The following is a 22,157-nucleotide window of genomic DNA, read 5'->3' as shown; positions in this document are numbered from 1 at the left end:
CACGCGAATGGGGACGTGAATCGAAATCAGATGCATTCACGTAAAAAAATATTTGCGAAACATGCAGCGTGCTGCCCGCAACGCCAATCCCAGCTTGATATTGCGGTCTCCGCGATTACCATGAAATGGTAATGATGGTTGGAGAGGCACGATGAAAGGCGATAAGAAAGTCATTCAGCTGCTGAATACGCAATTGAAGCACGAGCTGACGGCAATCAACCAGTATTTTCTGCATGCGCGCATCTACCGGCATTGGGGTCTCCTCGCGCTCGGCAAGCACGAGTACGACGAATCCATCGAGGAGATGAAGCACGCGGACAAGCTCATCGAGCGCATTCTGATGATCGACGGGCTGCCCAACCTGCAGGACCTCGACAAGCTGCTGCTCGGCGAAAACACCGAAGAGATGATCGGCTGCGATCTGAAACTCGAGCGCATCTCGCAGACGAGCCTCAAGGAATCGATCAAGTATTGCGAGTCGGTGGGCGACTATGTGTCGCGCGATGTCCTGACCCCGATCCTCGACGATACGGAAGACCATATCGAGTGGCTCGAGACCCAGCTGGAGCTGATCCGCAAGATCGGCCTGCAGAACTATCAGCAGTCCGCGATGGGCGAGGTCGGCGAAAGTCACTGAGCCGCTGCACGTTTTTCCATCTTCGGCTACACTGCGGCCCGCAACAAGCAACGCGCGTCCATGGAGACGCCATCCGGGGCGGGGTGGCAGAGTGGTTATGCGACGGCCTGCAAAGCCGTTTACGACGGTTCGATTCCGTATCCCCGCCTCCATCGTTTTCCTTTCCGTTTTCCTTTCCGTTTTTCCTTCCCGTTTTTCTTTCCCTCGGCGCCTCTCGCTGGCGCGTTTCATGCTCGCACTCCGTGCGTCGATACGCTGCGGACGAACATGAACCAAAGGCGTGCATTTGCCTCTGGCAAGGTGCGGCCGATTGCGCTACTGTGAGTCCCGCGCGCGCCGCGATTGTCAGCATGTCACCGCTCGCCCGGCGCCGCCGTTTCTTTCCCGTTTCATACCCCCGTGTCATGTGTCGTCGTACGACGCGGGGCAGGGAAAGACACAGCAGTATCCATGCAGGGCTTCCATGGTGAATGTCGTCCATAGCGTTCAGCGATAACGAGGCTCCCGATGATCAAAGACATGCAGATCCGAGCCGCGCGGGCGGCCGATATCCCTGCCATCGAGGCCGTTCTGGAGCGGTGCGGCCTGCCGGCAACCGACGTGGCGTTGCTCGTGGATCATTTCCATGTGGCCGTGCTCGAGACGCGCGTGGTGGGATGTGCCTGCGCCGAGCGCTTTGGCGATACGGCGATGATCCGCTCGGTGGCGGTGTTGCATGACTGCCGCGACCAGGGCATTGCCACCCACCTCGTGCGCGCCGCGATGATGCGCGCGCGCGCGAACGGCAGCCGGCGCGCGGTGCTCCTGACGTCGAGTTGTCCCGATTACTTCGCTCGCTACGGGTTCTCGCTGATCCAGGCCGCGCAGCTGCCGGCCGAGGTGCGCGACTCCGAGGCGTTCCGAAGGCAGAGCAGCGGTTCGGCGCTCTGCATGTGCGCCCAGCTGGACTGATCTCGCAGCGTCGGCGGTGTCCGTATTTGCGGTCCGGCAGGATTTCCGGAATCACTCGATAATCCGGAGTCCAACGCTCATCGATACCCCATCCAGAGGAGACCAGCATGCCGATCACCGTTCGTGCCGTACGCCTTCATGAATTCGGCGCCCCGCAGGTCATGCGGCTCGAGAATGTCGAGCTGCCCGATCCGGGCCCCGGCGAAGTGCGTGTCCGGCAGACCGCGATCGGCTTCAATTTCATCGATACGTACCAGCGCCGCGGCACCTATCCGCTGCCTTCGCCGACCGGGCTCGGCCACGAGGCGGCCGGTGTCGTCGAAGCCGTCGGTCCCGGCGTGACCGATTTCGCGCCCGGCGCGCGCGTGGCGTACATGAACGCCGGTCTCGGCGCCTATGCCGAGGCGCGCAACGTGCCGGCCGACAAGCTCGTGGCGCTGCCCGACAACGTCTCCGACGAGCATGCCGCCGCAATCCTGTTCAAGGGCATGACCGCGCAATATCTCGTGCGCCATACGTACGCGATCCAGCCCGGCGACAAGGTGCTCGTGCATGCGGCCGCCGGTGCGGTGGGCCAGATCCTGAGCAGCTGGGCCAAGGCGCTTGGCGCGTTCGTGATCGGCACCGCGGGCTCGCCCGCCAAGTGCGAAATCGCGAAGCGCATGGGCTGCGACGTGGCCATCGACTATTCGAACGACGACTGGGTGGAACAGGTGCGTGCCGCGAGCGGCGGCACGGGCGTGCGCGTGGTCTACGACGCGGTCGGCAAGTCGACGTTCCTCGGCTCGCTCGATTGCGCGCAGACGTTCGGCCTCGTGGTGCTGTACGGCGCCGCATCGGGTCCCGCGCCGGCGATCGAGCCCGAGCTGCTGGCCAAGAAGGGCTGCCTGTTCCTGACGCGGCCGTCGGTGTTTCCGCATAACGCGGACGCCGCGCGATTCCGCGCGAATGCTAAGGATCTGTTCGACGCGATCGCGGCCGGCCATGTGAAGGTGGAGATCGGTCAGCGTTTTCCGCTGGCCGACGTGGCGCGCGCGCACGAAGCGGCCGAGCGCCGCGAAACCACGGGCGCGATCCTGCTGGTCCCCTGACCGAGTGTCTGTCGGCGCGGGGCGCCGGTCACCACCCGTGAAACCGCGCGCCCTCGTCATGCCCCGCGAACCGCGCCGCCAGAAAATCGACGAATGCGCGCACGCGGGCGGACAGCTTGTCCCCGCCCAGATAGACGGCATGGATATCGGCGGGCGGGGAAGCCCAGTCCGGCAGCACCTGCCGTAACCGCCCCGAGCGCAGCAGCGGCGCCACCTCCCACTCCGATCGCAGCAGCACCCCATGCCCCTGCAGCGCCCAGCCGACGGCCACTTCACCATCGTTGGTCGCGGCGGGGCCGCGCACCTTCACGGTTTCATGATGCCCGCCCGATTCCAGGTGCCACGTGCCGTAGGCCGATTCGTTTTCGCGAATGACGAGGCAGCGATGGCGGTGCAGCGCGCGCGGCGATGTGGGCTCGCCGTGCGCTTCCAGATAGGCGGGCGCCGCGCACAGCAGGCGCCGGTTGGCCGCGAGCCGTCGCGCGTTGAGGCGCGCATCGGGCGGCTCGCCGACGAGGATGCCGATATCGTGTCCGCTCTCGGCCAGGTTCAGCGCGCGGTCCGTCAGCTGCAGCTGGACCTCGACGTCGGGATAGGCCACGAGGAAATCGGCGATGGCGGGTGCCAGATGACGCCGTCCGAAGCCCAGCGACGCATTGACGCGCAGCAATCCGCGCGGCGCGACGCGGCTGCCGCCGAGTCCCTGTTCCAGTTCTTCGAGTTCCGCGAGGATGCGCCCGCCCTGCGCCAGATACGACTCGCCTTCGGGGGTCACCGACAGCCGCCGCGTGGTGCGCTGGAGCAGCCGCACGCCGAGCCGCGATTCCAGCGCGGACAGCCGCTTGCTGGCCGCGGACGGCGTGATGCCGAGCTGCTGCGCGGCACCGGCGAGGCTGCCGCGCTTGACGAGCAGGACGAAGAACGCGACGTCGGAGAACGGATCCATCGATTCGTGAAACGGATGACTGAATGAAAGTCGATGCGGGGCATTATATCGGCGCGCTTCGTGATTACACTGTCCGGTATTCCGCGCGGAGGCGCGGCAAGGAGACGAGATGTTCGAAGGATTCACCGAACGCAGCTTCGACTGTGACGGCGTCAACATTCACGCGGTGGTCGGCGGGCAGGGCCCGGCCCTGCTGCTGTTGCATGGCCATCCGCAGACGCACGTGATCTGGCACAAGGTCGCGGGCGAACTGGCGCGGCACTTCACCGTGGTCGCCACGGACCTGCGCGGCTACGGCGACAGCGACAAGCCGGCGGGCCTGCCCGACCACAGCAACTACAGCAAGCGCGCGATGGCGGCCGACCAGCTCGCGGTCATGCGGGCGCTCGGCTTTGCGCGCTTTCGCGTGCTGGCGCACGACCGCGGCGGCCGCGTGGCGCACCGGCTCGCGCTGGACCACCCGCAGGCGGTGGAAAAGCTGGTCACGCTCGATATCGCGCCCACGCTCGCGATGTATGCACAGACCAACGAGGCGTTCGCGCGCGCCTACTATCACTGGTTTTTCCTGATCCGGCCGGCGCCGTTCCCGGAAACGCTGATCGAGGCCGATCCCGCCCTGTATCTGCGCCAGACCATGGGCACGCGCAGCGCGGGCCTCGCGCCGTTCACGGAGGCCGCCCTGGCCGAATATCTGCGTTGCCTGAAGCTGCCCGGTGCCGCGCATGGGCTCTGCGAGGACTACCGCGCGAGCGCGGGCATCGACCTCGAACACGACCGCGCGGACTTCGAGGCCGGTCGCAAGGTCGAGTGCGAGATGCTCGCGCTCTGGGGCGCCGAGGGGGCGGTCGGCCAGTGTTTCCAGCCGCTGGAGGAGTGGCGCAAGGTCGCACGCCACGTCAGCGGACATGCTTTGCCGAGCGGTCACTATATCGCCGAGGAAATTCCCGAACGGTTACTGGAGGAAGTGCTTCCTTTCCTCAGAAGCTAATACCAGCAAGCCTCGCGGCTTTTCGAATGGGTTGCCGGGATGGCGCGCCGCAGGGCGCGCCATCGTGCTTTTGTGCAGGTATGCACAAATTTTTTGAAAAGAGAATTGAACCCTTGCCGTGCACGGTTTCTCACACACTGGCATCATCGTCCCCTTGTGAGGTTTCTGCGCCGTCCGATATCGACCGTGATACCGGATAGCGGACCGGGGGATCCCGAAACATACATTCATGAATGAATGTATAATCGCGCGTCTCACGAAGAACCTGACAAGAAGAAATACCCATGACGTACCGTTTTATTGCAGGCTGCCTCGCCATCTGGCTTTCGATCTGTGTGTTCGCGAACTGGATCGCGGAGCGGCTTTGGGCCTGACGTACCGGATTCTGGGAGGGACCGGGCGCTGACGCCATGGGGCACGGCCATTCGCCATGCCCCATTCCCCGCGCGCGATGTCTCGCAGAGCCTCGGCATGTCCGGCTTTTTGTCGTCCCTTTGCCGGGTCCTCTCTTCATCGCCGACGCTCTCTCATGCATCCACAACTACAACAGCGTTCCCTGTGCGCGCCTGCCTCGCGCGCTTCGTCCGTATCCCTCGCCGCCCGTTGTCTCGTTGCCGCCGCGCTCGCCGCGGGGGTCAGCACCGCCGCCCAGGCCGAGCCGTGGTTTACGGACCCGGGTGTTCACGTTGCATACGGCCGTGACACGAGTCACGACGTCAACAAGTACGAGCTCGGCATCAACTTCAACACGCCGCTCCAGTACGGAAATCCCGATAGCTGGCTGCTCCGCGTGCAGGTCGAATTCAATATCGCGCAATGGCAGTCGCGCGGCGGCACGAACTCGCAGAACCTGCAGGAGTTCGGCTTCACGCCGATCCTGCGTGTGGAAAAGCGCGGCAGCTTCCCGTTCACGCCGTTTATCGAAGGCGGCCTCGGGCTGCGCCTGCTCACGCATACGCACACGTCCGACGAGCACAACATGAGCAGTGCGTTCCAGTTCGGCGACATGATCGGCGTGGGTGCGGCGTTCGGCAAGAACAACGCCATGGAAGCCGGTTTCCGCTTCCAGCACATCTCCAACGCGGGCATCCGCGAGCCGAACCCGGGCGCCAACTTCTACACGGGCTACGTGCGCTACCGCTTCTGATCAGGCGGTCAGCGCGGACTCGGCGTCCTGCCCCGCACGGCAGGCGCCGAGGAACGCCCACAACTGCGGCGCATCGCTCGTCGCCACGTTGAAGCGGATCCACGGCGAGTCGCTGCCATCGGGCTCGAAGTAGACGCCCGGTGCGAGCCAGATTCCGTGGCTGAGCGCCCGCGCGGCCAGCGCCTGGCCTGGCTGCCCGCCCTCGGCACGATCGTCCCAGCGCGGCCGTGCCCACGTGAACATCCCGCCTTCCGGCCGCAGCAGCACTTCCATGCCATGCGCCTCCAGCTTTTCCGATACGAGATCCTGTTGCGCGCGCAGCCGTTCGCCCAGCGCCGTGACATGGCGCGCGTAATGGCCGCTGGTCAGCACCGAATACACGAGCCGCTCGGTCACCTCCGATGAGGTCAGCCCCACCGCCATCTTCGTCTGCGCGAACGCCTTGGCGAGGTCGGGGCTCGCCGCGAGATACCCCACGCGCACCGACGGCGCGATGGTCTTCGAGAATCCGTTGATGTAAACCACCTGCGACAGGCCGTCCATGGCCGCCAGCATCGGCGAGCCCGCCGGCGCGAGCTCGCGATAGATATCGTCCTCCACCACGAGCAGCCGGTGGGTCTCGGCCAGCTGCAGCACGCGATACGCGTTCATGCTCGTCAGCGTGGCGCCGGTCGGGTTCTGCAGCACCGTGTTGACGAACAGCGCGCGCGGTCCGTGCGCGCGGATGGCATCCTCGAGGGCATCGGTGTCGAGCCCCGCGGCCGTGCGCGGGACGCCGATCACGCGTAGCCCCGCGAGCTTCAGGATCTGCAGCAGATTGCAGTAGCACGGCGCTTCCACGAGCACCGTATCGCCGGGACGCAGCAGCGTGCGCACCACGAGGTCCAGCGCCTGCGTGGCCCCCTGCGTGAGCACCACCTGCTGCGACTGCACGGGCATGCCGTACTGGCTCAGATGCGTGGCGATATGCTCGCGCAGCGGCGCGAACCCATAGGGATGGCCGTAGCCCGAGACCTGCGCGGCCGGCACGCGCGACGCCGTGCGCATGGCCTGATGCAGGCCTTCCTCGTTGAGCCAGTCGCCGGGCAGCCAGCCCGCGCCGGCCTTGATCGGCACCGAATGGTCGGCGAACACGTCGGCAAGCAGCCATGCCGCGTTGAGTTCGGGCGCCTGCCACTGCGGTGTGCGTGCCTGCCCGGCCGGCGCATGCCGGTGCGCGACCGTATAGCCCGATCCCGGACGCGCGCTCAGGTATCCGAGCGCGGTCAGGCGTGCGTAGGCTTCCGCGACCGTGAACGTGCTGACGTGATGCTGCTGCGCCAGCCGCCGTACCGATGGCACGGCCGCCCCCGCGCGCAGCGCGCGGCTGTCGATCAGCGCGACGATGCCGGAGACGATCTGTTCGGTCAGCGTATCGCTGCCGCGGCGGCTGCGGGCGAGGTGGAGGGCGAGCATCGAAGGCGGCTTTCCGGTCTGGGGACCTGCACAGTTTAGCGGGGTTAGGGCGCGCGCGGGAAGGATATCGTCATGGTGCAGCGCAGCGGGCCGTATGCCCGCAATGGCCCATCTGCTGGCCGGGTTCGCGATGTGCGAACGCGTGCGTGCACCAGGCCGGGGAAGCGTGCGGGCACAGATACCTGTACGGTTCATAAAGCCTAAACTGTACGGTGAGTGCGCGAACTCGCGACCGTATATTCTGCGGGCCGCCACGCGCCGGTAGAGTGGCCGAATCGAAATCGAACCGCAACCGAACCGACACCGGATACCAGGAGAAGCTATGGACGCCGCCAAGACCGTGATCCCCGACCTCGAAGCGCTGTGGATGCCGTTTACCGCCAATCGCCAGTACAAGGCCGCGCCGCGCCTGCTGGCCTCGGCGAGCGGCATGTACTACACGACCCATGACGGCCGTCAGGTGCTCGACGGTTGCGCGGGCCTGTGGTGCGTGGCCGCGGGCCACGGCCGCAAGGAGATCGTGGAAGCGATCGCCCAGCAGGCCGCCACGCTCGACTACGCGCCGCCGTTCCAGATGGGCCATCCGCTCGAGTTCGAAGCCGCGACCAAGGTCGCCGCCCTCATGCCGAAGGGTCTCGACCGCATCTTCTTCACGAACTCGGGTTCCGAGTCCGTCGATACGGCGCTGAAGATCGCACTGGCGTACCACCGCGCACGCGGCGAAGGCCAGCGCGTGAAGATCATCGGCCGCGAGCGCGGCTATCACGGCGTGGGCTTCGGCGGCATGGGCGTTGGCGGTATCGGACCGAACCGCAAGATCTGGTCGGCCAACGTGATGCCGAACACGGACCATCTGCCCGCCACGCTGAACATCGCCGAAGCCGGCTATTCGAAGGGCCAGCCGCAATGGGGCGCGCACCTTGCCGAAGACCTCGAGCGCATTCTGGCGCTGCACGATCCGTCGAACGTCGCGGCCGTGATCGTCGAGCCGGTGGCCGGCTCCACGGGCGTGGTGATCCCGCCGGTCGGCTATCTGGAAAAGCTGCGCGAGATCACGAGCAAGCACGGCATCCTGCTGATCTTCGACGAAGTGATCACCGCATTCGGCCGCCTCGGTGCCGCCACCGCCGCCGAGCGCCTGAACGTCACGCCGGACTTGATCACGATGGCCAAGGCCATCAACAACGCCGCGGTGCCGATGGGCGCGGTGGCGGTGCGCCGCGAGGTGCATGACGCGGTCGTCAACGGTGCCGGTCCCGGCGCCATCGAGCTGCCGCACGGCTACACGTACTCGGGCCACCCGCTCGCCTGCGCGGCCGCGATTGCCGCCATCGACCTGTACAAGCGCGACAAGCTGTTCGAACGCGCGGCCGAGATGGCGCCGAAGTTCGAGGCCGCCGTGCATGGGCTGCGTGGCGCGCCGTACGTGAAGGACATCCGCAACCTTGGCCTGATGGCCGGCGTCGAACTCGAGTCGCGTCCGGGCGCGCCGGGTGCGCGCGGCTACGAAGCGTTCGTCAAATGCTTCGAGCGCGGCGTGCTCATCCGCTACACGGGCGACATCCTCGCGTTCTCGCCGCCGCTGATCATCTCCGAAGCGGAGATCGGCCAGCTGTTCGACACCGTGCGCGAAGCGCTGCAGGACGTGAAGTAATCAGGAAACCGAGGGGACATCGCAGTGAACATCGCAGAAAACAAGCAGATCACCGAGATCCATCACTACATCGGTGGTGCCATCAGGCAGGCCGGCAGCGACCGCTTCAGTGACGTCTTCAATCCGGCCACCGGTGAAGTCGCGGCCCGCGTCGCGCTCGGCTCCGCCGCCGACGTGGATGCGGCCGTGGCTGCGGCCAAGGCCGCCGCGCCGGCATGGGCGGAGACGCCGCCGCTGCGCCGCGCGCGCATCCTGTTCAAGTTCAAGGAGCTGCTCGACAGGCATCACGACGACCTGGCCGCGCTGATCACGCGTGAACACGGCAAGGTGTTCTCGGATGCGAAGGGCGAAGTCACGCGCGGTATCGAGGTGGTGGAATTCGCGTGCGGCATTCCCAATCTGCTGAAGACCGACTTCACCGACAACATCGGCGGCGGCATCGACAACTGGAACCTGCGCCAGCCGCTCGGCGTGGTGGCCGGCATCACGCCGTTCAACTTCCCGGTGATGGTGCCGATGTGGATGTTCCCGGTCGCGCTGGCCTGCGGCAACACGTTCGTGCTCAAGCCGAGCGAGCGCGATCCGTCGCCGAGCCTGCTGATCGCCGACCTGCTCAAGCAGGCTGGCCTGCCCGATGGCGTGTTCAATGTCGTGCAGGGCGACAAGCAGGCCGTCGATGCGCTGCTCGCGCATCCGGACGTGCAGGCGCTGTCGTTCGTGGGCTCGACGCCGATCGCCGAGTACATCTACACGGAAGGCACGAAGCACGGCAAGCGCGTGCAGGCCCTGGGCGGCGCGAAGAACCACCTCGTGGTGATGCCCGATGCCGACCTCGACCAGGCCGTGGATGCGCTGATCGGCGCGGCCTACGGCTCGGCCGGCGAGCGTTGCATGGCGATCTCGGTCGCGGTGGCCGTCGGCGACGTGGCGGACAAGCTCGTGCCGCGTCTGGCGGAACGCGCGAAGGCGCTGAAGATCCGCAACGGCATGGAGGCCGATGCCGAGATGGGGCCGCTCGTGACCGGCGTGCACAAGGCGAAGGTGGAGGGTTATATCGCCAAGGGCGTGGAAGAGGGTGCGACGCTCGTGACCGATGGCCGCGGCCACAAGGTCGAGGGGCACGACAAGGGCTTCTTCGTCGGCGGCACGCTGTTCGACCACGTCAAGCCGGACATGACGATCTACAAGGAAGAGATCTTCGGGCCCGTGCTGTCGGTGGTGCGCGTGGACGACTTTGCGGAGGCCGTGTCGCTGATCAATGCGCACGAGTTCGGCAACGGCGTGTCTTGCTACACGAGCGACGGCGGTATCGCCCGCGCCTTCGCGCGGCAGATCCAGGTGGGCATGGTCGGTATCAACGTGCCGATTCCGGTCCCGATGGCATGGCACTCGTTCGGCGGCTGGAAGCGCTCGCTGTTCGGCGATCACCACGCCTACGGCGAGGAAGGCGTGCGCTTCTACACGCGCTACAAGAGCGTGATGCAGCGCTGGCCGGACAGCATCGCCAAGGGCGCGGAATTCACGATGCCCGTGGCGAAGTAATAGACCGGGCGACGGGGCGACCGATCGCTTGAGGCCCTCCCGCCGTTCGAGGCGAGAGGGTCGCGAGAGGGCCTATCGTTTCTCCATCGACTCCACGACGCGCCGCACGGCCGTCGCGAAATACTTCACCGGCACCGCACGCGGCGCGCCGCGCCGCCACAGCAGCCCCGGCGTGCGCTGCGGCGTCGGACTCTCCAGCGGTATAAAGCGCAGGTCCTCGTTGCCGAGGTCGGCCGACTCGCCGATCACCGCCGCAATATCCAATCCCCCCGCCGATCCCCCCGTCGCCTGCCGTACGAGCTCGAGCATCGGCGCGATCGAATTCAGTTCCGCGATGACCAGTGGCTCCGCGCCCGCCGCGCGGAAGCATTCGTCGAGCAGTTGCCGCGTGGCGAAGTACTGCGGCAGCAGCACCATGCGCAGGCCGTGCAGCTCCACCATGCGCGCGCGCCGGCGGTTCGCCATCGGGTGGTGCGCGCCCACCACGAGCTTCAGCTCCTCGTTGTACAGCGGCTCGAATCGCAACGCATCGGTCTGGGCGGGACGATACGACACGCCGAGGTCGAGGTCCCCGCTTGCGAGCCGTGCCGTGATCTCCGCGGCCGACAATTCCTCCACGATCACGCGCACGGACGGGTAGCGCGTGAGGAACGACGACACGCACTGCGGAATCAGCCGGATATTGAAGCTGTGCGTGGCCCCCACGCGAATCTCGCCGGCCACGGGACCCTGCTCGTCGCGCACCGCATGGAGGGCGAGATCGACCTGCCGCAATGCGGGGCCGATATGGAGCAGCAGCGTCTCGCCCGCCTCGGTCATCGTCACGCGCTTGCCGATGCGGTTGAACAGCGCCTGCCCGATCTCTTCCTCCAGCTGCCGGATCTGATGCGACAGCGTGGACTGCGTCACGTGCATGCGCTCGGCCGCGCGCGTAAAGCTCAGCGTATCGGCCAGCGCCTCGAAGTAGCGAAGGTGTCGGAGTTCCATGCCGCGATCTTACTGCGCCGTTATCGATGCTGTCGATGCATAGCAGAGAAATTCATCACTGTTATCTGTGCATCGGAGCTCATAGACTGGCAGCCACTACTACGAGATCCATCAGGAGACAGTCGCCATGAAGATTGGCAAGGAAACCGTTCCGCGTACCGCGATCTGCACTTCCAACACCGAAACCATCGTCGTGCGCGGCGCCGACCTGTGCCAGGACCTGATCGGCAAGCTGAGCTTTACCGAATACTTCTGCTTCCTCGTCACGGGCGAGCGCCCCACGCGCGCGGCCGTGCGCGTCATCGACGCCACGCTCGTCGCGATTGCCGAGCACGGCCTCGTGCCGAGCGTGCAGGCGAGCCGCATGACGCTTGCCGCGGCACCGGACGCGCTGCAGGGCGCGGTGGCCGCGGGGATTCTCGGCTGCGGCTCGGTCATCCTCGGCGCATCGGAGACCGCGGGCATCATGCTCCACGAGGTCTGGCAGCGGGTGCAGAAAGGGGAGTCGATCGAGGACGCCGCGCGCGCCGTGATCACGGCCTATCGCGCCGAACGCCGCGCCATTCCCGGCTACGGCCATCCGGTGCACAAGTCGCGCGACCCGCGTGTGGCCGCGCTGTTCGCGGTGGCACGCGAAGCCGGTGCCGACACCGTCTACGTCGATATCGCCGAAGCGATCGAAACCGTGATTCCCGATATCGTCGGCAAGGACCTGCGCCTCAACGTTTCGGCCGCGATTCCGGCCGTGCTGCTCGGCGTCGGCTTTCCGCTGAACGCGCTCAAGGGCGTGCCGATCCTCGCGCGTACGGGCGGCCTGATTGCCCACCTGAGCGAGGAGCTGCGCCACTCGATCGGCTTCGCGCTGTCGTACCAGGCCACGCGCGAACTCGTCTACACGGGCAGTACGCCGGCCGGCTTCGACCCGCAGGCCTGAGGGGAGCATTCATGACCAAAGTCCTCGCGGGCCTCAAGGTCCTCGAACAAGGCACCTTTATCACGGGCCCCGCATGCGGGATGCTGCTGGGCGACCTCGGTGCCGACGTCATCAAGATCGAACAGCCCGAGACCGGCGACCCGTTTCGCGCGTTCGAGGGCGGGCTCTACAGTCCGCACTTCCAGACGTACAACCGCAACAAGCGCAGCCTCACGCTCAACACCAAGAACCCCGACGACCTCGAAGTGTTCGACGCGCTGATTCGCGAGGCCGACGTCTATATCCAGAACTTCCGCCCCGGCGCGGCCGAGCGGCTCAATGCTGGCGAGGCGCGCCTGCGCGAGATCAATCCGCGGCTGATCTATTGCGCCATCAGCGGGTTTGGCGCGACGGGCCCGGCCGCCACGCGCCCGAGCTACGATACCGTGGCCCAGGCCGCGAGCGGCTTCCTGAACCTGCTCGTGAATCCGGCCAATCCGCGCGTGGTGGGCCCGGCAATCGCCGATTCGATGACGGGTTTCTACGCGACCTATGGCATTCTCGGCGCGCTGTACGAGCGCCAGCGCACGGGCGTCGGCCGCAAGGTCGAGGTGTCGATGCTCGAGGCGATGAGCCACTTCAACCTCGACGCCTTCACGCATTACTATTCCGCGGGGGAGGTGATGGGCCCCTATAGCCGCCCGAGCGTGTCGCAGTCGTATGTGCTCGAATGCGCGGACGGCAAATGGGTGGCGCTCCATATGTCGTCGCCAGAGAAGTTCTGGCAGGGGCTGGCCAACGCGATCGAGCGGCCGGACCTCTTCCAGGATCCGCGCTTCGCCTCGCGCAAGGCGCGTATCGACAATCAGGAAGTACTGATCGATCTGCTCGGCGAGCTGTTCCGCCGGCATCCGCGCGCGGAATGGTGCGCGCGGCTCGAAGCGGAGGACGTACCCCATGCGCCGATGTACGACACGAGCGAGGCGCTCGAGGATCCGCAGGCCCGGCATCTGGAGTTGCTGGTCACGGGCCACCATCCGACGCTAGGCGAATTCCGCACGGTGCGCAGCCCGGTGTCGTTCGACGGCGAGCGCGCACTGGACGTCACGGCGCCGCCGCTGCTGGGAGAGCATGACGAGGAGATTCGCGCGCAGCTGAAAAGCCGTACCCAATAAGAACGACTCGATAAAACCACCGCCAGACGGAGGAGACATGTACAAGACGAAGACGCTACGGGCGGCGCTCGCCGCATTGCTGCTGGCAACCGGCTTTGCCCACCTGCCGGCACACGCCGACGACTATCCCAACCGGCCGATCCGCATGATCGTTCCGTTCGGCGGCGGCACCTCGACCGACCTGATCGCACGCGTGGTCGGCGAAGGCATGGCGAAGAAGCTCGGCCAGCCCGTCGTGGTGGAGAACCGCGCGGGCGCGGGCGGTGCCATCGGCACCGACTTCGTGGCCAAGTCGAAGGCCGACGGCTACACGATCACGCTCGGCACCGTGGGCACGCACGCGATCAACAAGGCGCTGTACCGCAAACTGCCGTATGACCCCGACAAGGACTTCACGTACCTGGGCATGCCGGGCTACACGCCGACGCTGCTCGTCGTCCGGGCCGAGGCACCCTACAAGAACCTCGCGGAACTCGTGGCATATGCGAAGGCCAACCCGGACAAGCTGTCGTTCGGGTCCGCCGGCAACGGCACCTCGGGCCATCTCGCGGGCGAACTGCTCAAGTCGATGGCGGGCGTGAACATGACGCACGTGCCGTTCAAGGAGGGTGGGCAGGCACTGACCGCGGTGCTGGGCGGACAGGTCGATTTCATGTTCTACCATCCGGTGGCGGTACTGCCGTACCTGAAGGCGAACAAGCTGCGCGCACTGGCTGTCAGCAGCCAGCGCCGCTCGTCCGCGGCACCGAACGTGCCGACCGTCGCGGAGTCGGGCTATCCGGGCTTCGACCTGACCGCATGGTTTATCCTCGCGGCGCCCGCGGGTCTCGATGCGGGCACGCGCACCAGGCTGCTGCAGACCGTGTCGAACGTGCTGCAGGATCCCACCGTGCATCAGCAACTGGCCGCGCAGGGATTGGAGGCGAACACCCTGGAGCCCGGGCAGTTGCAGGGATTCGTGGATGGCGAGGTCCGCAAGTGGACCGAGGTCGTGAAGAAGAGCAACGCGCAGGTCGATTGAAGCGGGGGGCGTAAAAAAGGCCGGGTGGAGTCGAGGCTCCCGCCCGGCCTTTCCTTGCGCTTTCGGCAAGCTGGCGATGACTTGCTGCTTACTTGCTATACACGTAAGCCCCGCGTCCGGTCTTGCGGCCGAGATACCCGGCCGCCACCATCTCGCGCAACAGCATCGCCGGCCGGTACTTCGGATCGGCGAACTCGGTGTACAGCACTTCCATCACGGCCAGCATCGTGTCGAGGCCGATCATGTCGGCGAGCGCGAGCGGGCCGATCGGATGATTGCAGCCGAGCTTCATCCCTTCGTCGATCTCTTCCGCCGATGCCAGGCCTTCGCCGAGCACGCAGAACGCCTCGTTGATCATCGGGCAGAGAATGCGGTTCACGACGAAGCCCGGGCTGTTCTTCACCGTGATCGGATACTTGCCGAGGCGCTTCGCGAGGTCTTCCACGGCCGCGTGCGTGGCGTCGCTCGTCGCCAGCCCGCGGATCAGCTCGACCAGTGCCATCATCGGCACCGGGTTGAAGAAGTGCATGCCGATGAAGCGATCGGCGCGGCCGGTGGCAGCGGCGAGCTTCGTGATCGAGATCGACGACGTGTTCGATGCGATGATCACGCCGTCGCCCACCAGCGCATCGATCTGCTTCAGGATCCGGATCTTGAGCTCGTGGTTCTCGGTAGCGGCCTCGATGACGATATCGGCGCGCTTGAGGTCATCGTAGGCGGTGCTGCCCTGGATGCGCGACAGCGCGGCCGTCTTGTCCGCCTCGGTGGCCTTTTCCTTCTTGATCAGCCGGTCCAGGCTGCCCGCTACCGTCGCGATGCCCTTCTGCACGGCAGCATCGTTGATATCGACCATCACCACATCGAGTCCCGCCACCGCGCATGCCTGCGCGATGCCATTGCCCATGGTGCCGGCACCGACGATGCCCACTGTCTTGATCTGCATGTTGGATCCCTTCGATGGATGGAGGCGCGTGTCGATCGCGGCGTCAGCCGTTCAGTTCCGACAACGCGGTAATGAGTCGCTGCGCGTGTTCCTTCAGCACGTCCGCTTCCTGCTGCTCCCGCGCATGGCGGCGGAACGACTGGTCCGTATAGCGCGGCAGCACGTGGAAGTGGATATGCGGAACGGTCTGGCCCGCGGCTTCGCCGTTGAACTGCGTGACGAGCAGGCCGTCGGGGGCGAACGCCTTGTTCACCGCGCGCGCGATGCGCTGCGTGGTGTGGATGGCGGCTGCCGCGGCTTCCGGCGACAGCGTGAGGATGTCCGGCGCGCCTTCCTTCGGCACCACGAGCGTGTGGCCGTCGGCCTGCGGCATGATGTCCATGAACGCAATGGTGTGCGCGTCCTCGTAGACCTTGTAGCAGGGAAGCTCGCCGCGCAGGATGCGGGCGAAGATGTTGCCGGCGTTGTATTCAGGGGATTGGTAAGACATGGCAATCTCGGAGAGTGTGGGGCAAGGGGCGCAGCCTTCGAGTGTAGCGCAGCGCTCCCCTTGCCGGAACCCGCCTTTCACATGTTGCGGCGATATTGTCCGCCCACCTCGAACAACGCGTGCGTGATCTGGCCCAGCGAGCACACGCGCACCGCATCCATCAGCACCGCGAACACGTTGCGGTTCTCGATCACCGCCTCGCGCAGCCGCTGGAGCATCGCGGGCGCGTCGGCGGCGTGGTCGTGCTGGAACGCATCGAGCCGCTGCAGCTGGCTCTGCTTCTCTTCCTCGCTCGATCGCGCGAGCTCGATGGTCTGCGGCACCGGATCGGCTTCCGGATTGCGGAACGTGTTCACGCCGATGATCGGCAGGGTGCCGTCGTGCTTGAGCTGTTCGTAGTAGAGCGACTCTTCCTGGATCTTGCCGCGCTGGTAGCCGGTCTCCATCGCGCCGAGCACGCCGCCGCGTTCCGCGATGCGCTCGAACTCCTGCAGCACCGCCTCCTCGACGAGGTCCGTGAGCTCTTCGATCAGGAACGCGCCCTGATTCGGGTTCTCGCACTTCGCCACGCCCCACTCGCGGTTGATGATCAGCTGGATGGCCAGCGCGCGGCGCACCGATTCGCCCGTGGGCGTGGTGATGGCCTCGTCGTACGCGTTGGTGTGCAGCGAATTGCAGTTGTCGTAGATGGCGATGAGCGCCTGCAGCGTGGTGCGGATATCGTTGAAGTCGATCTCCTGCGCATGCAGCGAACGGCCCGACGTCTGGATGTGGTACTTGAGCTTCTGGCTGCGCTCGTTGGCGCCGTACTTGTCGCGCATCGTCACGGCCCAGATACGGCGCGCGACGCGGCCCAGCACGCTGTACTCGGGGTCCATGCCGTTGGAGAAGAAGAACGACAGGTTCGGCGCGAAGTCGTCGATATGCATGCCGCGCGCGAGATACGCCTCCACATAGGTGAAGCCGTTGGAGAGCGTGAACGCGAGCTGCGAGATCGGGTTCGCGCCGGCCTCGGCGATGTGATAGCCCGAGATGGAAACCGAATAGAAGTTGCGCACCTGATGGTGGACGAAGTATTCCTGGATATCGCCCATCACCTTCAGCGAGAACTCGGTGGAGAAGATGCAGGTGTTCTGGCCCTGGTCCTCCTTGAGGATGTCCGCCTGCACGGTGCCGCGCACGTTCTGCAGCACCCATGCGCGAATCTTCGCTTCCTCGTCGGCCGTGGGCTCGCGCGCGTTGTCGGCGCGGAAGCGGTCGAGCTGCTGGTCGATCGCGGTGTTCATGAACATCGCGAGCAGCGTCGGCGCGGGACCGTTGATCGTCATCGATACCGAGGTGCTCGGGCTCGTGAGGTCGAAGCCGTCGTAGAGCACCTTCATGTCGTCGAGCGTGGCGATGGACACGCCCGAGTTGCCGACCTTGCCATAGATATCGGGCCGCAGGTGCGGATCCTCGCCGTATAGCGTGACCGAGTCGAACGCGGTGGACAGGCGTTTGGCGTCCATGCCTTCGGAGACGAGCTTGAAGCGGCGGTTCGTGCGGAACGCATCGCCTTCGCCCGCGAACATGCGCGTGGGGTCCTCATTCTCGCGCTTGAACGCGAAGACGCCCGCCGTATAGGGGAAGCTACCCGGCACGTTCTCGCGCATGAGCCAGCGCAGCACCTCGCCTTCGTCCTCGAAGCGCGGCAGCACGACCTTGCGGATCTTCGTCCCTGACAGCGTGGTGGTGACGAGGCCCGTGCGGATTTCCTTGTCGCGGATCTTCACGACGTACTCGTCGCCGCTGTAGGCGGCGCGCATTTGCGGCCACATCGAAAGCAGCTTGCGTTCGACGGCGCCCATGGCCGCGTCGCGCTCGGCGGCGAGGGCCAGCAGACGATCGTCGTTGTCCGTCCCATCGCTGCCCGACGCGCCGCTCGACACGTCTCCCGAGGCGCCGCTCGACTCGCCGAGCATGCGATGCGCCTCGCGCAACTGCTGCCGCTCGCGCGCGAGCCGCGACTGCTCGGCCACGCGCCGATGATAGGCGCGCACGCTGTCGGCAATCTCGGCAAGGTAGCGATTGCGCGCGGGCGGCACGATCACGTTCTGGCCCGTCGAGATGCGTCCCGCCGGCTTCGGCAGCGTGCCGGCCGCAGGTGCCGGCAACCCGTGCGCGGCCAGTGCCTCGCGCAGCCCCTGATAAAGCATCGTCACGCCGTCGTCGTTGAAGCGCGACGCCTGCGTGCCGTACACGGGCATCTCGTCGGGCTTCGCGTGCCATTGCTCGCGGTTGCGCTGCACCTGCTTGGCGACGTCGCGCCACGCATCCTGCGCGCCCTTGCGGTCGAACTTGTTGATCGCGACGAAGTCGGCGAAGTCGAGCATGTCGATCTTCTCGAGCTGGCTCGCGGCGCCGAACTCGGGCGTCATGACGTAGAGCGAGAGATCGACGTGCGGCACGATCGCCGCGTCGCCCTGGCCGATGCCGGAGGTCTCGACGATCACGAGGTCGAAGCCCGCCACGCGGCACGCCGCGACGACATCGGGCAGGGCCTGCGAGATCTCGGAGCCCGCATCGCGCGTGGCGAGCGAGCGCATGAAGATATTCGGATGATCGATGGCATTCATGCGAATGCGATCGCCAAGCAGCGCGCCACCGGACTTGCGGCGCGACGGGTCGATCGAGATCACGGCGATCGACAGCGCATCCTGCTGGTCGAGGCGGAAGCGACGGATCAGTTCGTCGGTCAGCGACGACTTGCCCGCGCCGCCGGTGCCCGTGATGCCTAGCACGGGGACGTTCGCGGCCTTCGCCTGGGAGTGCATGGCATCGACCAGCGCCGGCGCGGCCTTGCCGTTCTCGAGCGCGGTGATCAGCTGCGCCAGCGCGCGGCGGTCGCCCGACCGGACGCCATCGAGCGTGGTGGGGGCATAACGCGTGAGGTCGATATCGCAGCGCTGGACCATGTCCGCGATCATGCCGGCCAGGCCGAGCCGCTGGCCGTCCTCGGGGCTGTAGATGCGCGCGACGCCGTAGGCCTGCAGCGCGCGGATCTCCTCGGGCACGATCACGCCGCCCCCGCCGCCGAAGACCTGGATATGCTCGCCGCCATGCTCGCGCAGCAGGTCGATCATGTACTGGAAGTACTCGACGTGCCCGCCCTGGTAGCTCGAGATCGCGATGCCCTGCGCGTCTTCCTGCAAGGCCGCGTTCACCACTTCCCGCACCGAGCGGTTGTGGCCGAGGTGGATCACCTCGCAGCCGTGCGACTGCAGGATGCGCCGCATGATGTTGATGGAAGCGTCGTGGCCGTCGAACAGCGAGGCCGCCGTGACGAAGCGCACCTTGTTGGCCGGCGTCCGGCTGGCATCTTCCGCCGGCTTGCCGACGGTCTTGCTGACATCGGAAAGATCAGTCATGGTCTCCACCGCTCGGTCTGTGACTGGCAACCGCCGGCCGGCGACATCTGGGGTCGCTCTGACCGGACTCGGTGGATTATATGACGTTACTTGACGCTTACGTTAACGTAAATCCGAAATGTCATGGTGGCCGTGACGGTCGTGAGGGTCACGATACGCGCGGGCAGGCGCCATAGGCGACCGTGTGCGTCATCCGGGCCACGGCGCGCCGCACGATCCGCAGCACGCGCCATCCCGACCAGCGCGGCGCGGGCTCCGACAGCACGAAGCGGGCGGGGCCGCCCTCGCCCGACAGCCATACCATCTCGCCCTCGCGCAGCAGATGCTCGGCGCCGGGCCGGAGCCAGATATCGCACGGCACGCCCTCGATGGTCAGCCACAGCATGCCTTCCAGCGCCAGCACGCGCTGATCGTGGCGCGCGCGCCAGTTCACGAGCCGGCCCGGCTCGTTCAATTCGAATGTCCTGAGTTCCCGCATGGTCCATCTCCTTCTGCAGCGTCGGTACCGCGACAGCGGAACCATGCTGTCATTATTCATGGCCTGCACTACAATCCCATGCACACTTCCGAACAGTTTCAGATGTACTGTGCAGTAGTTTCTGCTGACAGTTCGGGGGCTTTACGACAATGCGGGGGGATTCATGAAGCTGACGCTGGACGCCACCACCGGTGTGCCGCTGACCGAACAGATCGTCAATTCGGTGCGCGCGTGGATCGGCTCGCGCGAGGCGCGCCCCGGCGCCAAGCTGCCGTCGATCCGCCAGCTCGCGGCCGATCACGGCATCAGCCGTTTTCCGGTCATCGAGGCCTACGATCGCCTCGTGTCGCAGGGGCTGCTCGATTCGCGACAGGGCTCGGGCTTCTATGTCGCGGACAGCCCGCTCTCGGGCCGCGCGATGCGCGGCTGGTCCGATCCCAGCCTGGCCGAGGACCTGTCGGACCACATCATCGAGCAATTCCACCACCCGTACGGCATGCTCAAGCTCGCGGGCGGCTTCGTGCCCGAGTCTTGGCGCGACGTCGATGGACTGACTGCGGCCATCCGCCACGTCTCGCGCCACAACGTCGATAGCCTCATCCACTACGCGACGCCGCTGGGCCTGCCCGACCTGCGCCAGCACGTGCTGAACCGCGCACGACAGGTCGGCATCGATGCGGAGCTGCCGCAGGTCCTGATCACCAACGGCGCGAGCCAGGCGATGGATCTCGTCGTGCGCCATCTGCTGAAACCGGGCGATACCGTGTTCGTCGAGGACCCCGGCTACTACAACCTGTACGGCCTGTTGCGGCTGCACGGCGTGAAGCTCGTGGGCGTGCCGCAGACGCCGGACGGGCCCGATCCCGACGCGGCCGAGGCGCTGCTGCGCGAGCACAAGCCCAAGCTGTTCTTCACGAACAGCATCCTGCAGAATCCCACGGGCTCGACGCTCGCGCCGCGCGTCGCGTTCCGCCTGCTCGAACTCGCGCGCAAGCACGACTTCCGCTTCGTCGAGGACGATATCTTCTCGGACTTCCAGACGCACGTGTCCGATCGCCTCGCCACGCTCGACCAGCTCGAGCACGTGATCTATATCGGCGGCTTTTCCAAGACCGTGTCGGCCGCGCTGCGCGTGGGCTATATCGTCGCGAGCAAGCCGATGATCAAGGCGCTCGCGGACGTCAAGGTACTTACGAGCGTGGCGGGTTCGTACTTCGCGGAAGCGGTCACCGCATGCCTGCTGGAGCGCGGCGCGTATCGCAAGCACGTGGACCGCCTGCGGCTGCGCACGCGCGAGGTCACCGCGCGCGCGGTCGACACGCTGGCCGATTGCGGGTGGGAAGTGTTCTGCGAGCCGGCCGGCGGCAACTTCCTGTGGACGCGCCCGCAGGGCATCGAGGACTCGCGCGAGTTGCTTGCGATCGGCGAGCGGTACGACGTCAAGATCGCGCCCGGCAATTTCTTCCGACCGGGCGGCGAGACCACGCCGTGGGTGCGCGTGAATTCCGCTTATGTCAGCGAGCCGCGCGCGCTCGCATTCCTGCGCGAGGCCGGCGGCAAGCGCTGAAGACGGCGTTACTCCCCGTACTGCCGCAGCCCTTCCAGATCGAGCACCTCGATCACGCCATAGTCCACGCGCACGAGTCCCTGCTGCTCCAGCACCTTGAGCGCCTGGTTCGCGCGCTGGCGCGAGATACCCGCCAGCAGGCCGATCTCTTCCTGCGAGATCTCGATCGTGTTGCCGAGCCCCGGATACAGCTGTTCGTTGAAGAGGGACGACACCGCGCGCGCCACGCGCGAGTCGATGTCGAGCAGCCGTTCGTATTCGACGGCCGCGATGAACTGCCCGAGCCGCTCGTTGAACTGCGTCAGCAGAAAGCGCGTGAATGGCAGGCTCGTTTCAAGCAGCCATTGGAACGTCTCGCGTGGAATGAACGCGATGCGCGAGCGGCGCAGCGCCATCACATCGTACTTGCGCACTTCCGACTTGAGCACGGCCCCTTCGCCGAACCAGCCGCCGGTGGGCACGCCGGTAAAGGTCACCGACTTGCCCGAGGGCGACACCGTCGTGATCTTGACGATGCCCTCGACCACCCCGAGCCAATGCTCGGCCAGGTCGCCCTTGTGCACGACGTAGTCGCCCTGTTCGTATTCGCGCACCACTGTCACGGCGCGGACATGTTCGCGCTGCGCGGCGCTCAGATCGCGGGCCCATACGCAGCGGTCGATCAGATCGCCTGGCGTCGTGTTGGCGTTCGGCTTGGCATTCTGCATTGGCGCGGCAAGCTCCCGTAGGGATTAACCCGAGATTGTCACCGGCGCGACAACCCCG

Annotated in this window: 19 protein-coding genes and 1 tRNA gene; 12 read left to right on the top strand and 8 right to left on the bottom strand. The window is 66.2% G+C overall.

Translation table 11 applies throughout. From position 1 onward, the window contains the following. The first annotated feature begins 151 nt into the window (after nucleotides 1–151). The 4 genes from bfr to FOB72_RS13505 all read left to right on the top strand — a co-directional run bounded on the left by bfr (nucleotide 152) and on the right by FOB72_RS13505 (nucleotide 2,679). Nucleotides 152–637 carry a bacterioferritin gene (bfr, locus tag FOB72_RS13520; RefSeq protein WP_150372984.1) on the top strand — a complete coding sequence of 162 codons (486 nt, stop codon included), beginning with the start codon at nucleotides 152–154 and terminating at the stop codon, nucleotides 635–637. A gap of 77 nt (nucleotides 638–714) precedes the next feature. Beyond that, nucleotides 715–789, top strand: a tRNA-Cys gene (locus FOB72_RS13515). Between the two features lie 355 nt (nucleotides 790–1,144). Then, complete coding sequence (locus FOB72_RS13510; RefSeq protein WP_150372983.1) at nucleotides 1,145–1,588, top strand: GNAT family N-acetyltransferase; 444 nt, start codon at nucleotides 1,145–1,147, stop codon at nucleotides 1,586–1,588. A 107-nt stretch (nucleotides 1,589–1,695) separates the two neighbouring features. Then, a complete protein-coding gene (locus FOB72_RS13505; RefSeq protein ID WP_150372982.1) occupies nucleotides 1,696–2,679 on the top strand; it encodes a quinone oxidoreductase family protein in 984 nt (327 codons plus the stop codon). Nucleotides 2,680–2,707: 28 nt separating this feature from the next. On the opposite strand, the gene FOB72_RS13500 is transcribed toward FOB72_RS13505, so the two are convergent. Beyond that, on the bottom strand, nucleotides 2,708–3,625 hold the full coding sequence (locus FOB72_RS13500; protein ID WP_150372981.1) for a LysR family transcriptional regulator: 918 nt from the start codon (nucleotides 3,623–3,625) through the stop codon (nucleotides 2,708–2,710). A gap of 109 nt (nucleotides 3,626–3,734) precedes the next feature. On the opposite strand from FOB72_RS13500, the gene FOB72_RS13495 reads away from it, so the two are divergent. Continuing rightward, nucleotides 3,735–4,613, top strand: a complete 879-nt coding sequence (locus FOB72_RS13495; RefSeq protein ID WP_150372980.1) for an alpha/beta fold hydrolase — start codon at nucleotides 3,735–3,737, stop codon at nucleotides 4,611–4,613. A 529-nt stretch (nucleotides 4,614–5,142) separates the two neighbouring features. Beyond that, nucleotides 5,143–5,760: an acyloxyacyl hydrolase gene (locus FOB72_RS13490; protein WP_150372979.1), complete on the top strand. Its 618-nt coding sequence runs from the start codon at nucleotides 5,143–5,145 to the stop codon at nucleotides 5,758–5,760. On the opposite strand, the gene FOB72_RS13485 is transcribed toward FOB72_RS13490, so the two are convergent. Next, nucleotides 5,761–7,215, bottom strand: coding sequence for a PLP-dependent aminotransferase family protein (locus FOB72_RS13485; protein ID WP_150372978.1), 1,455 nt, complete (start codon nucleotides 7,213–7,215; stop codon nucleotides 5,761–5,763). It lies immediately after the preceding gene. A gap of 322 nt (nucleotides 7,216–7,537) precedes the next feature. On the opposite strand from FOB72_RS13485, the gene FOB72_RS13480 reads away from it, so the two are divergent. Continuing rightward, complete coding sequence (locus FOB72_RS13480; RefSeq protein ID WP_150372977.1) at nucleotides 7,538–8,869, top strand: aspartate aminotransferase family protein; 1,332 nt, start codon at nucleotides 7,538–7,540, stop codon at nucleotides 8,867–8,869. Nucleotides 8,870–8,893: 24 nt separating this feature from the next. Then, nucleotides 8,894–10,411, top strand: coding sequence for a CoA-acylating methylmalonate-semialdehyde dehydrogenase (locus FOB72_RS13475; protein WP_150372976.1), 1,518 nt, complete (start codon nucleotides 8,894–8,896; stop codon nucleotides 10,409–10,411). Between the two features lie 72 nt (nucleotides 10,412–10,483). On the opposite strand, the gene FOB72_RS13470 is transcribed toward FOB72_RS13475, so the two are convergent. Next, nucleotides 10,484–11,398, bottom strand: coding sequence for a LysR substrate-binding domain-containing protein (locus FOB72_RS13470; protein WP_150372975.1), 915 nt, complete (start codon nucleotides 11,396–11,398; stop codon nucleotides 10,484–10,486). A gap of 127 nt (nucleotides 11,399–11,525) precedes the next feature. Here FOB72_RS13470 and FOB72_RS13465 point away from each other — a divergent pair, with 127 nt between their 5' ends. Genes FOB72_RS13465 through FOB72_RS13455 form a run of 3 tightly spaced genes read left to right on the top strand, consistent with a single transcriptional unit; the run spans nucleotide 11,526 to nucleotide 14,507 of the window. Continuing rightward, nucleotides 11,526–12,332 (top strand): citryl-CoA lyase, encoded by an 807-nt coding sequence (locus FOB72_RS13465; protein WP_150372974.1) that lies wholly within the window; start codon nucleotides 11,526–11,528, stop codon nucleotides 12,330–12,332. A gap of 11 nt (nucleotides 12,333–12,343) precedes the next feature. Further along, nucleotides 12,344–13,486 (top strand): CaiB/BaiF CoA transferase family protein, encoded by a 1,143-nt coding sequence (locus tag FOB72_RS13460; protein ID WP_150372973.1) that lies wholly within the window; start codon nucleotides 12,344–12,346, stop codon nucleotides 13,484–13,486. A gap of 37 nt (nucleotides 13,487–13,523) precedes the next feature. Then, entirely contained in the window at nucleotides 13,524–14,507 is a 984-nt protein-coding gene (locus FOB72_RS13455; protein ID WP_150372972.1) for a Bug family tripartite tricarboxylate transporter substrate binding protein, read from the top strand. A gap of 88 nt (nucleotides 14,508–14,595) precedes the next feature. On the opposite strand, the gene FOB72_RS13450 is transcribed toward FOB72_RS13455, so the two are convergent. The 4 genes from FOB72_RS13450 to FOB72_RS13435 all read right to left on the bottom strand — a co-directional run bounded on the left by FOB72_RS13450 (nucleotide 14,596) and on the right by FOB72_RS13435 (nucleotide 19,825). Beyond that, nucleotides 14,596–15,450 (bottom strand): 3-hydroxybutyryl-CoA dehydrogenase, encoded by an 855-nt coding sequence (locus tag FOB72_RS13450; protein ID WP_150372971.1) that lies wholly within the window; start codon nucleotides 15,448–15,450, stop codon nucleotides 14,596–14,598. A gap of 43 nt (nucleotides 15,451–15,493) precedes the next feature. After that, nucleotides 15,494–15,940, bottom strand: a complete 447-nt coding sequence (locus FOB72_RS13445; RefSeq protein ID WP_150372970.1) for an HIT family protein — start codon at nucleotides 15,938–15,940, stop codon at nucleotides 15,494–15,496. 77 nt (nucleotides 15,941–16,017) lie between these two features. Continuing rightward, nucleotides 16,018–19,347 carry a fused isobutyryl-CoA mutase/GTPase IcmF gene (gene icmF / locus FOB72_RS13440; RefSeq protein WP_150372969.1) on the bottom strand — a complete coding sequence of 1,110 codons (3,330 nt, stop codon included), beginning with the start codon at nucleotides 19,345–19,347 and terminating at the stop codon, nucleotides 16,018–16,020. 148 nt (nucleotides 19,348–19,495) lie between these two features. Then, nucleotides 19,496–19,825, bottom strand: coding sequence for a DUF2917 domain-containing protein (locus FOB72_RS13435; RefSeq protein WP_150372968.1), 330 nt, complete (start codon nucleotides 19,823–19,825; stop codon nucleotides 19,496–19,498). 163 nt (nucleotides 19,826–19,988) lie between these two features. Here FOB72_RS13435 and FOB72_RS13430 point away from each other — a divergent pair, with 163 nt between their 5' ends. Continuing rightward, complete coding sequence (locus tag FOB72_RS13430; RefSeq protein ID WP_150372967.1) at nucleotides 19,989–21,392, top strand: PLP-dependent aminotransferase family protein; 1,404 nt, start codon at nucleotides 19,989–19,991, stop codon at nucleotides 21,390–21,392. An 8-nt stretch (nucleotides 21,393–21,400) separates the two neighbouring features. Here the strand turns inward: FOB72_RS13430 and FOB72_RS13425 are convergent, their stop codons facing one another. Continuing rightward, entirely contained in the window at nucleotides 21,401–22,099 is a 699-nt protein-coding gene (locus tag FOB72_RS13425) for a Crp/Fnr family transcriptional regulator (protein WP_150372966.1), read from the bottom strand. Nucleotides 22,100–22,157: the final 58 nt, after the last annotated feature.

Origin of the sequence: Cupriavidus pauculus (assembly GCF_008693385.1) — a bacterium.
Classification (GTDB): Bacteria; Pseudomonadota; Gammaproteobacteria; order Burkholderiales; family Burkholderiaceae; genus Cupriavidus; species Cupriavidus pauculus_D.
This window is presented reverse-complemented; position numbering and strand designations above follow the sequence as displayed.

Excerpts from the sequence above, each read along its gene's own strand:
- FOB72_RS13510 (WP_150372983.1), top strand. The coding sequence starts at position 1,145 with ATGATCAAAGACATGCAGATCCGAGCCGCGCGGGCGGCCGATATCCCT.
- FOB72_RS13430 (WP_150372967.1), top strand. The coding sequence starts at position 19,989 with ATGAAGCTGACGCTGGACGCCACCACCGGTGTGCCGCTGACCGAACAG.
- FOB72_RS13445 (WP_150372970.1), bottom strand. The coding sequence starts at position 15,940 with ATGTCTTACCAATCCCCTGAATACAACGCCGGCAACATCTTCGCCCGC.
- FOB72_RS13425 (WP_150372966.1), bottom strand. The coding sequence starts at position 22,099 with ATGCAGAATGCCAAGCCGAACGCCAACACGACGCCAGGCGATCTGATC.
- FOB72_RS13435 (WP_150372968.1), bottom strand. The coding sequence starts at position 19,825 with ATGCGGGAACTCAGGACATTCGAATTGAACGAGCCGGGCCGGCTCGTG.
- bfr (WP_150372984.1), top strand. The coding sequence starts at position 152 with ATGAAAGGCGATAAGAAAGTCATTCAGCTGCTGAATACGCAATTGAAG.
- FOB72_RS13505 (WP_150372982.1), top strand. The coding sequence starts at position 1,696 with ATGCCGATCACCGTTCGTGCCGTACGCCTTCATGAATTCGGCGCCCCG.
- FOB72_RS13455 (WP_150372972.1), top strand. The coding sequence starts at position 13,524 with ATGTACAAGACGAAGACGCTACGGGCGGCGCTCGCCGCATTGCTGCTG.
- FOB72_RS13480 (WP_150372977.1), top strand. The coding sequence starts at position 7,538 with ATGGACGCCGCCAAGACCGTGATCCCCGACCTCGAAGCGCTGTGGATG.
- FOB72_RS13470 (WP_150372975.1), bottom strand. The coding sequence starts at position 11,398 with ATGGAACTCCGACACCTTCGCTACTTCGAGGCGCTGGCCGATACGCTG.
- FOB72_RS13460 (WP_150372973.1), top strand. The coding sequence starts at position 12,344 with ATGACCAAAGTCCTCGCGGGCCTCAAGGTCCTCGAACAAGGCACCTTT.
- FOB72_RS13490 (WP_150372979.1), top strand. The coding sequence starts at position 5,143 with ATGCATCCACAACTACAACAGCGTTCCCTGTGCGCGCCTGCCTCGCGC.
- FOB72_RS13450 (WP_150372971.1), bottom strand. The coding sequence starts at position 15,450 with ATGCAGATCAAGACAGTGGGCATCGTCGGTGCCGGCACCATGGGCAAT.
- FOB72_RS13465 (WP_150372974.1), top strand. The coding sequence starts at position 11,526 with ATGAAGATTGGCAAGGAAACCGTTCCGCGTACCGCGATCTGCACTTCC.
- FOB72_RS13495 (WP_150372980.1), top strand. The coding sequence starts at position 3,735 with ATGTTCGAAGGATTCACCGAACGCAGCTTCGACTGTGACGGCGTCAAC.
- FOB72_RS13485 (WP_150372978.1), bottom strand. The coding sequence starts at position 7,215 with ATGCTCGCCCTCCACCTCGCCCGCAGCCGCCGCGGCAGCGATACGCTG.
- icmF (WP_150372969.1), bottom strand. The coding sequence starts at position 19,347 with ATGACTGATCTTTCCGATGTCAGCAAGACCGTCGGCAAGCCGGCGGAA.
- FOB72_RS13500 (WP_150372981.1), bottom strand. The coding sequence starts at position 3,625 with ATGGATCCGTTCTCCGACGTCGCGTTCTTCGTCCTGCTCGTCAAGCGC.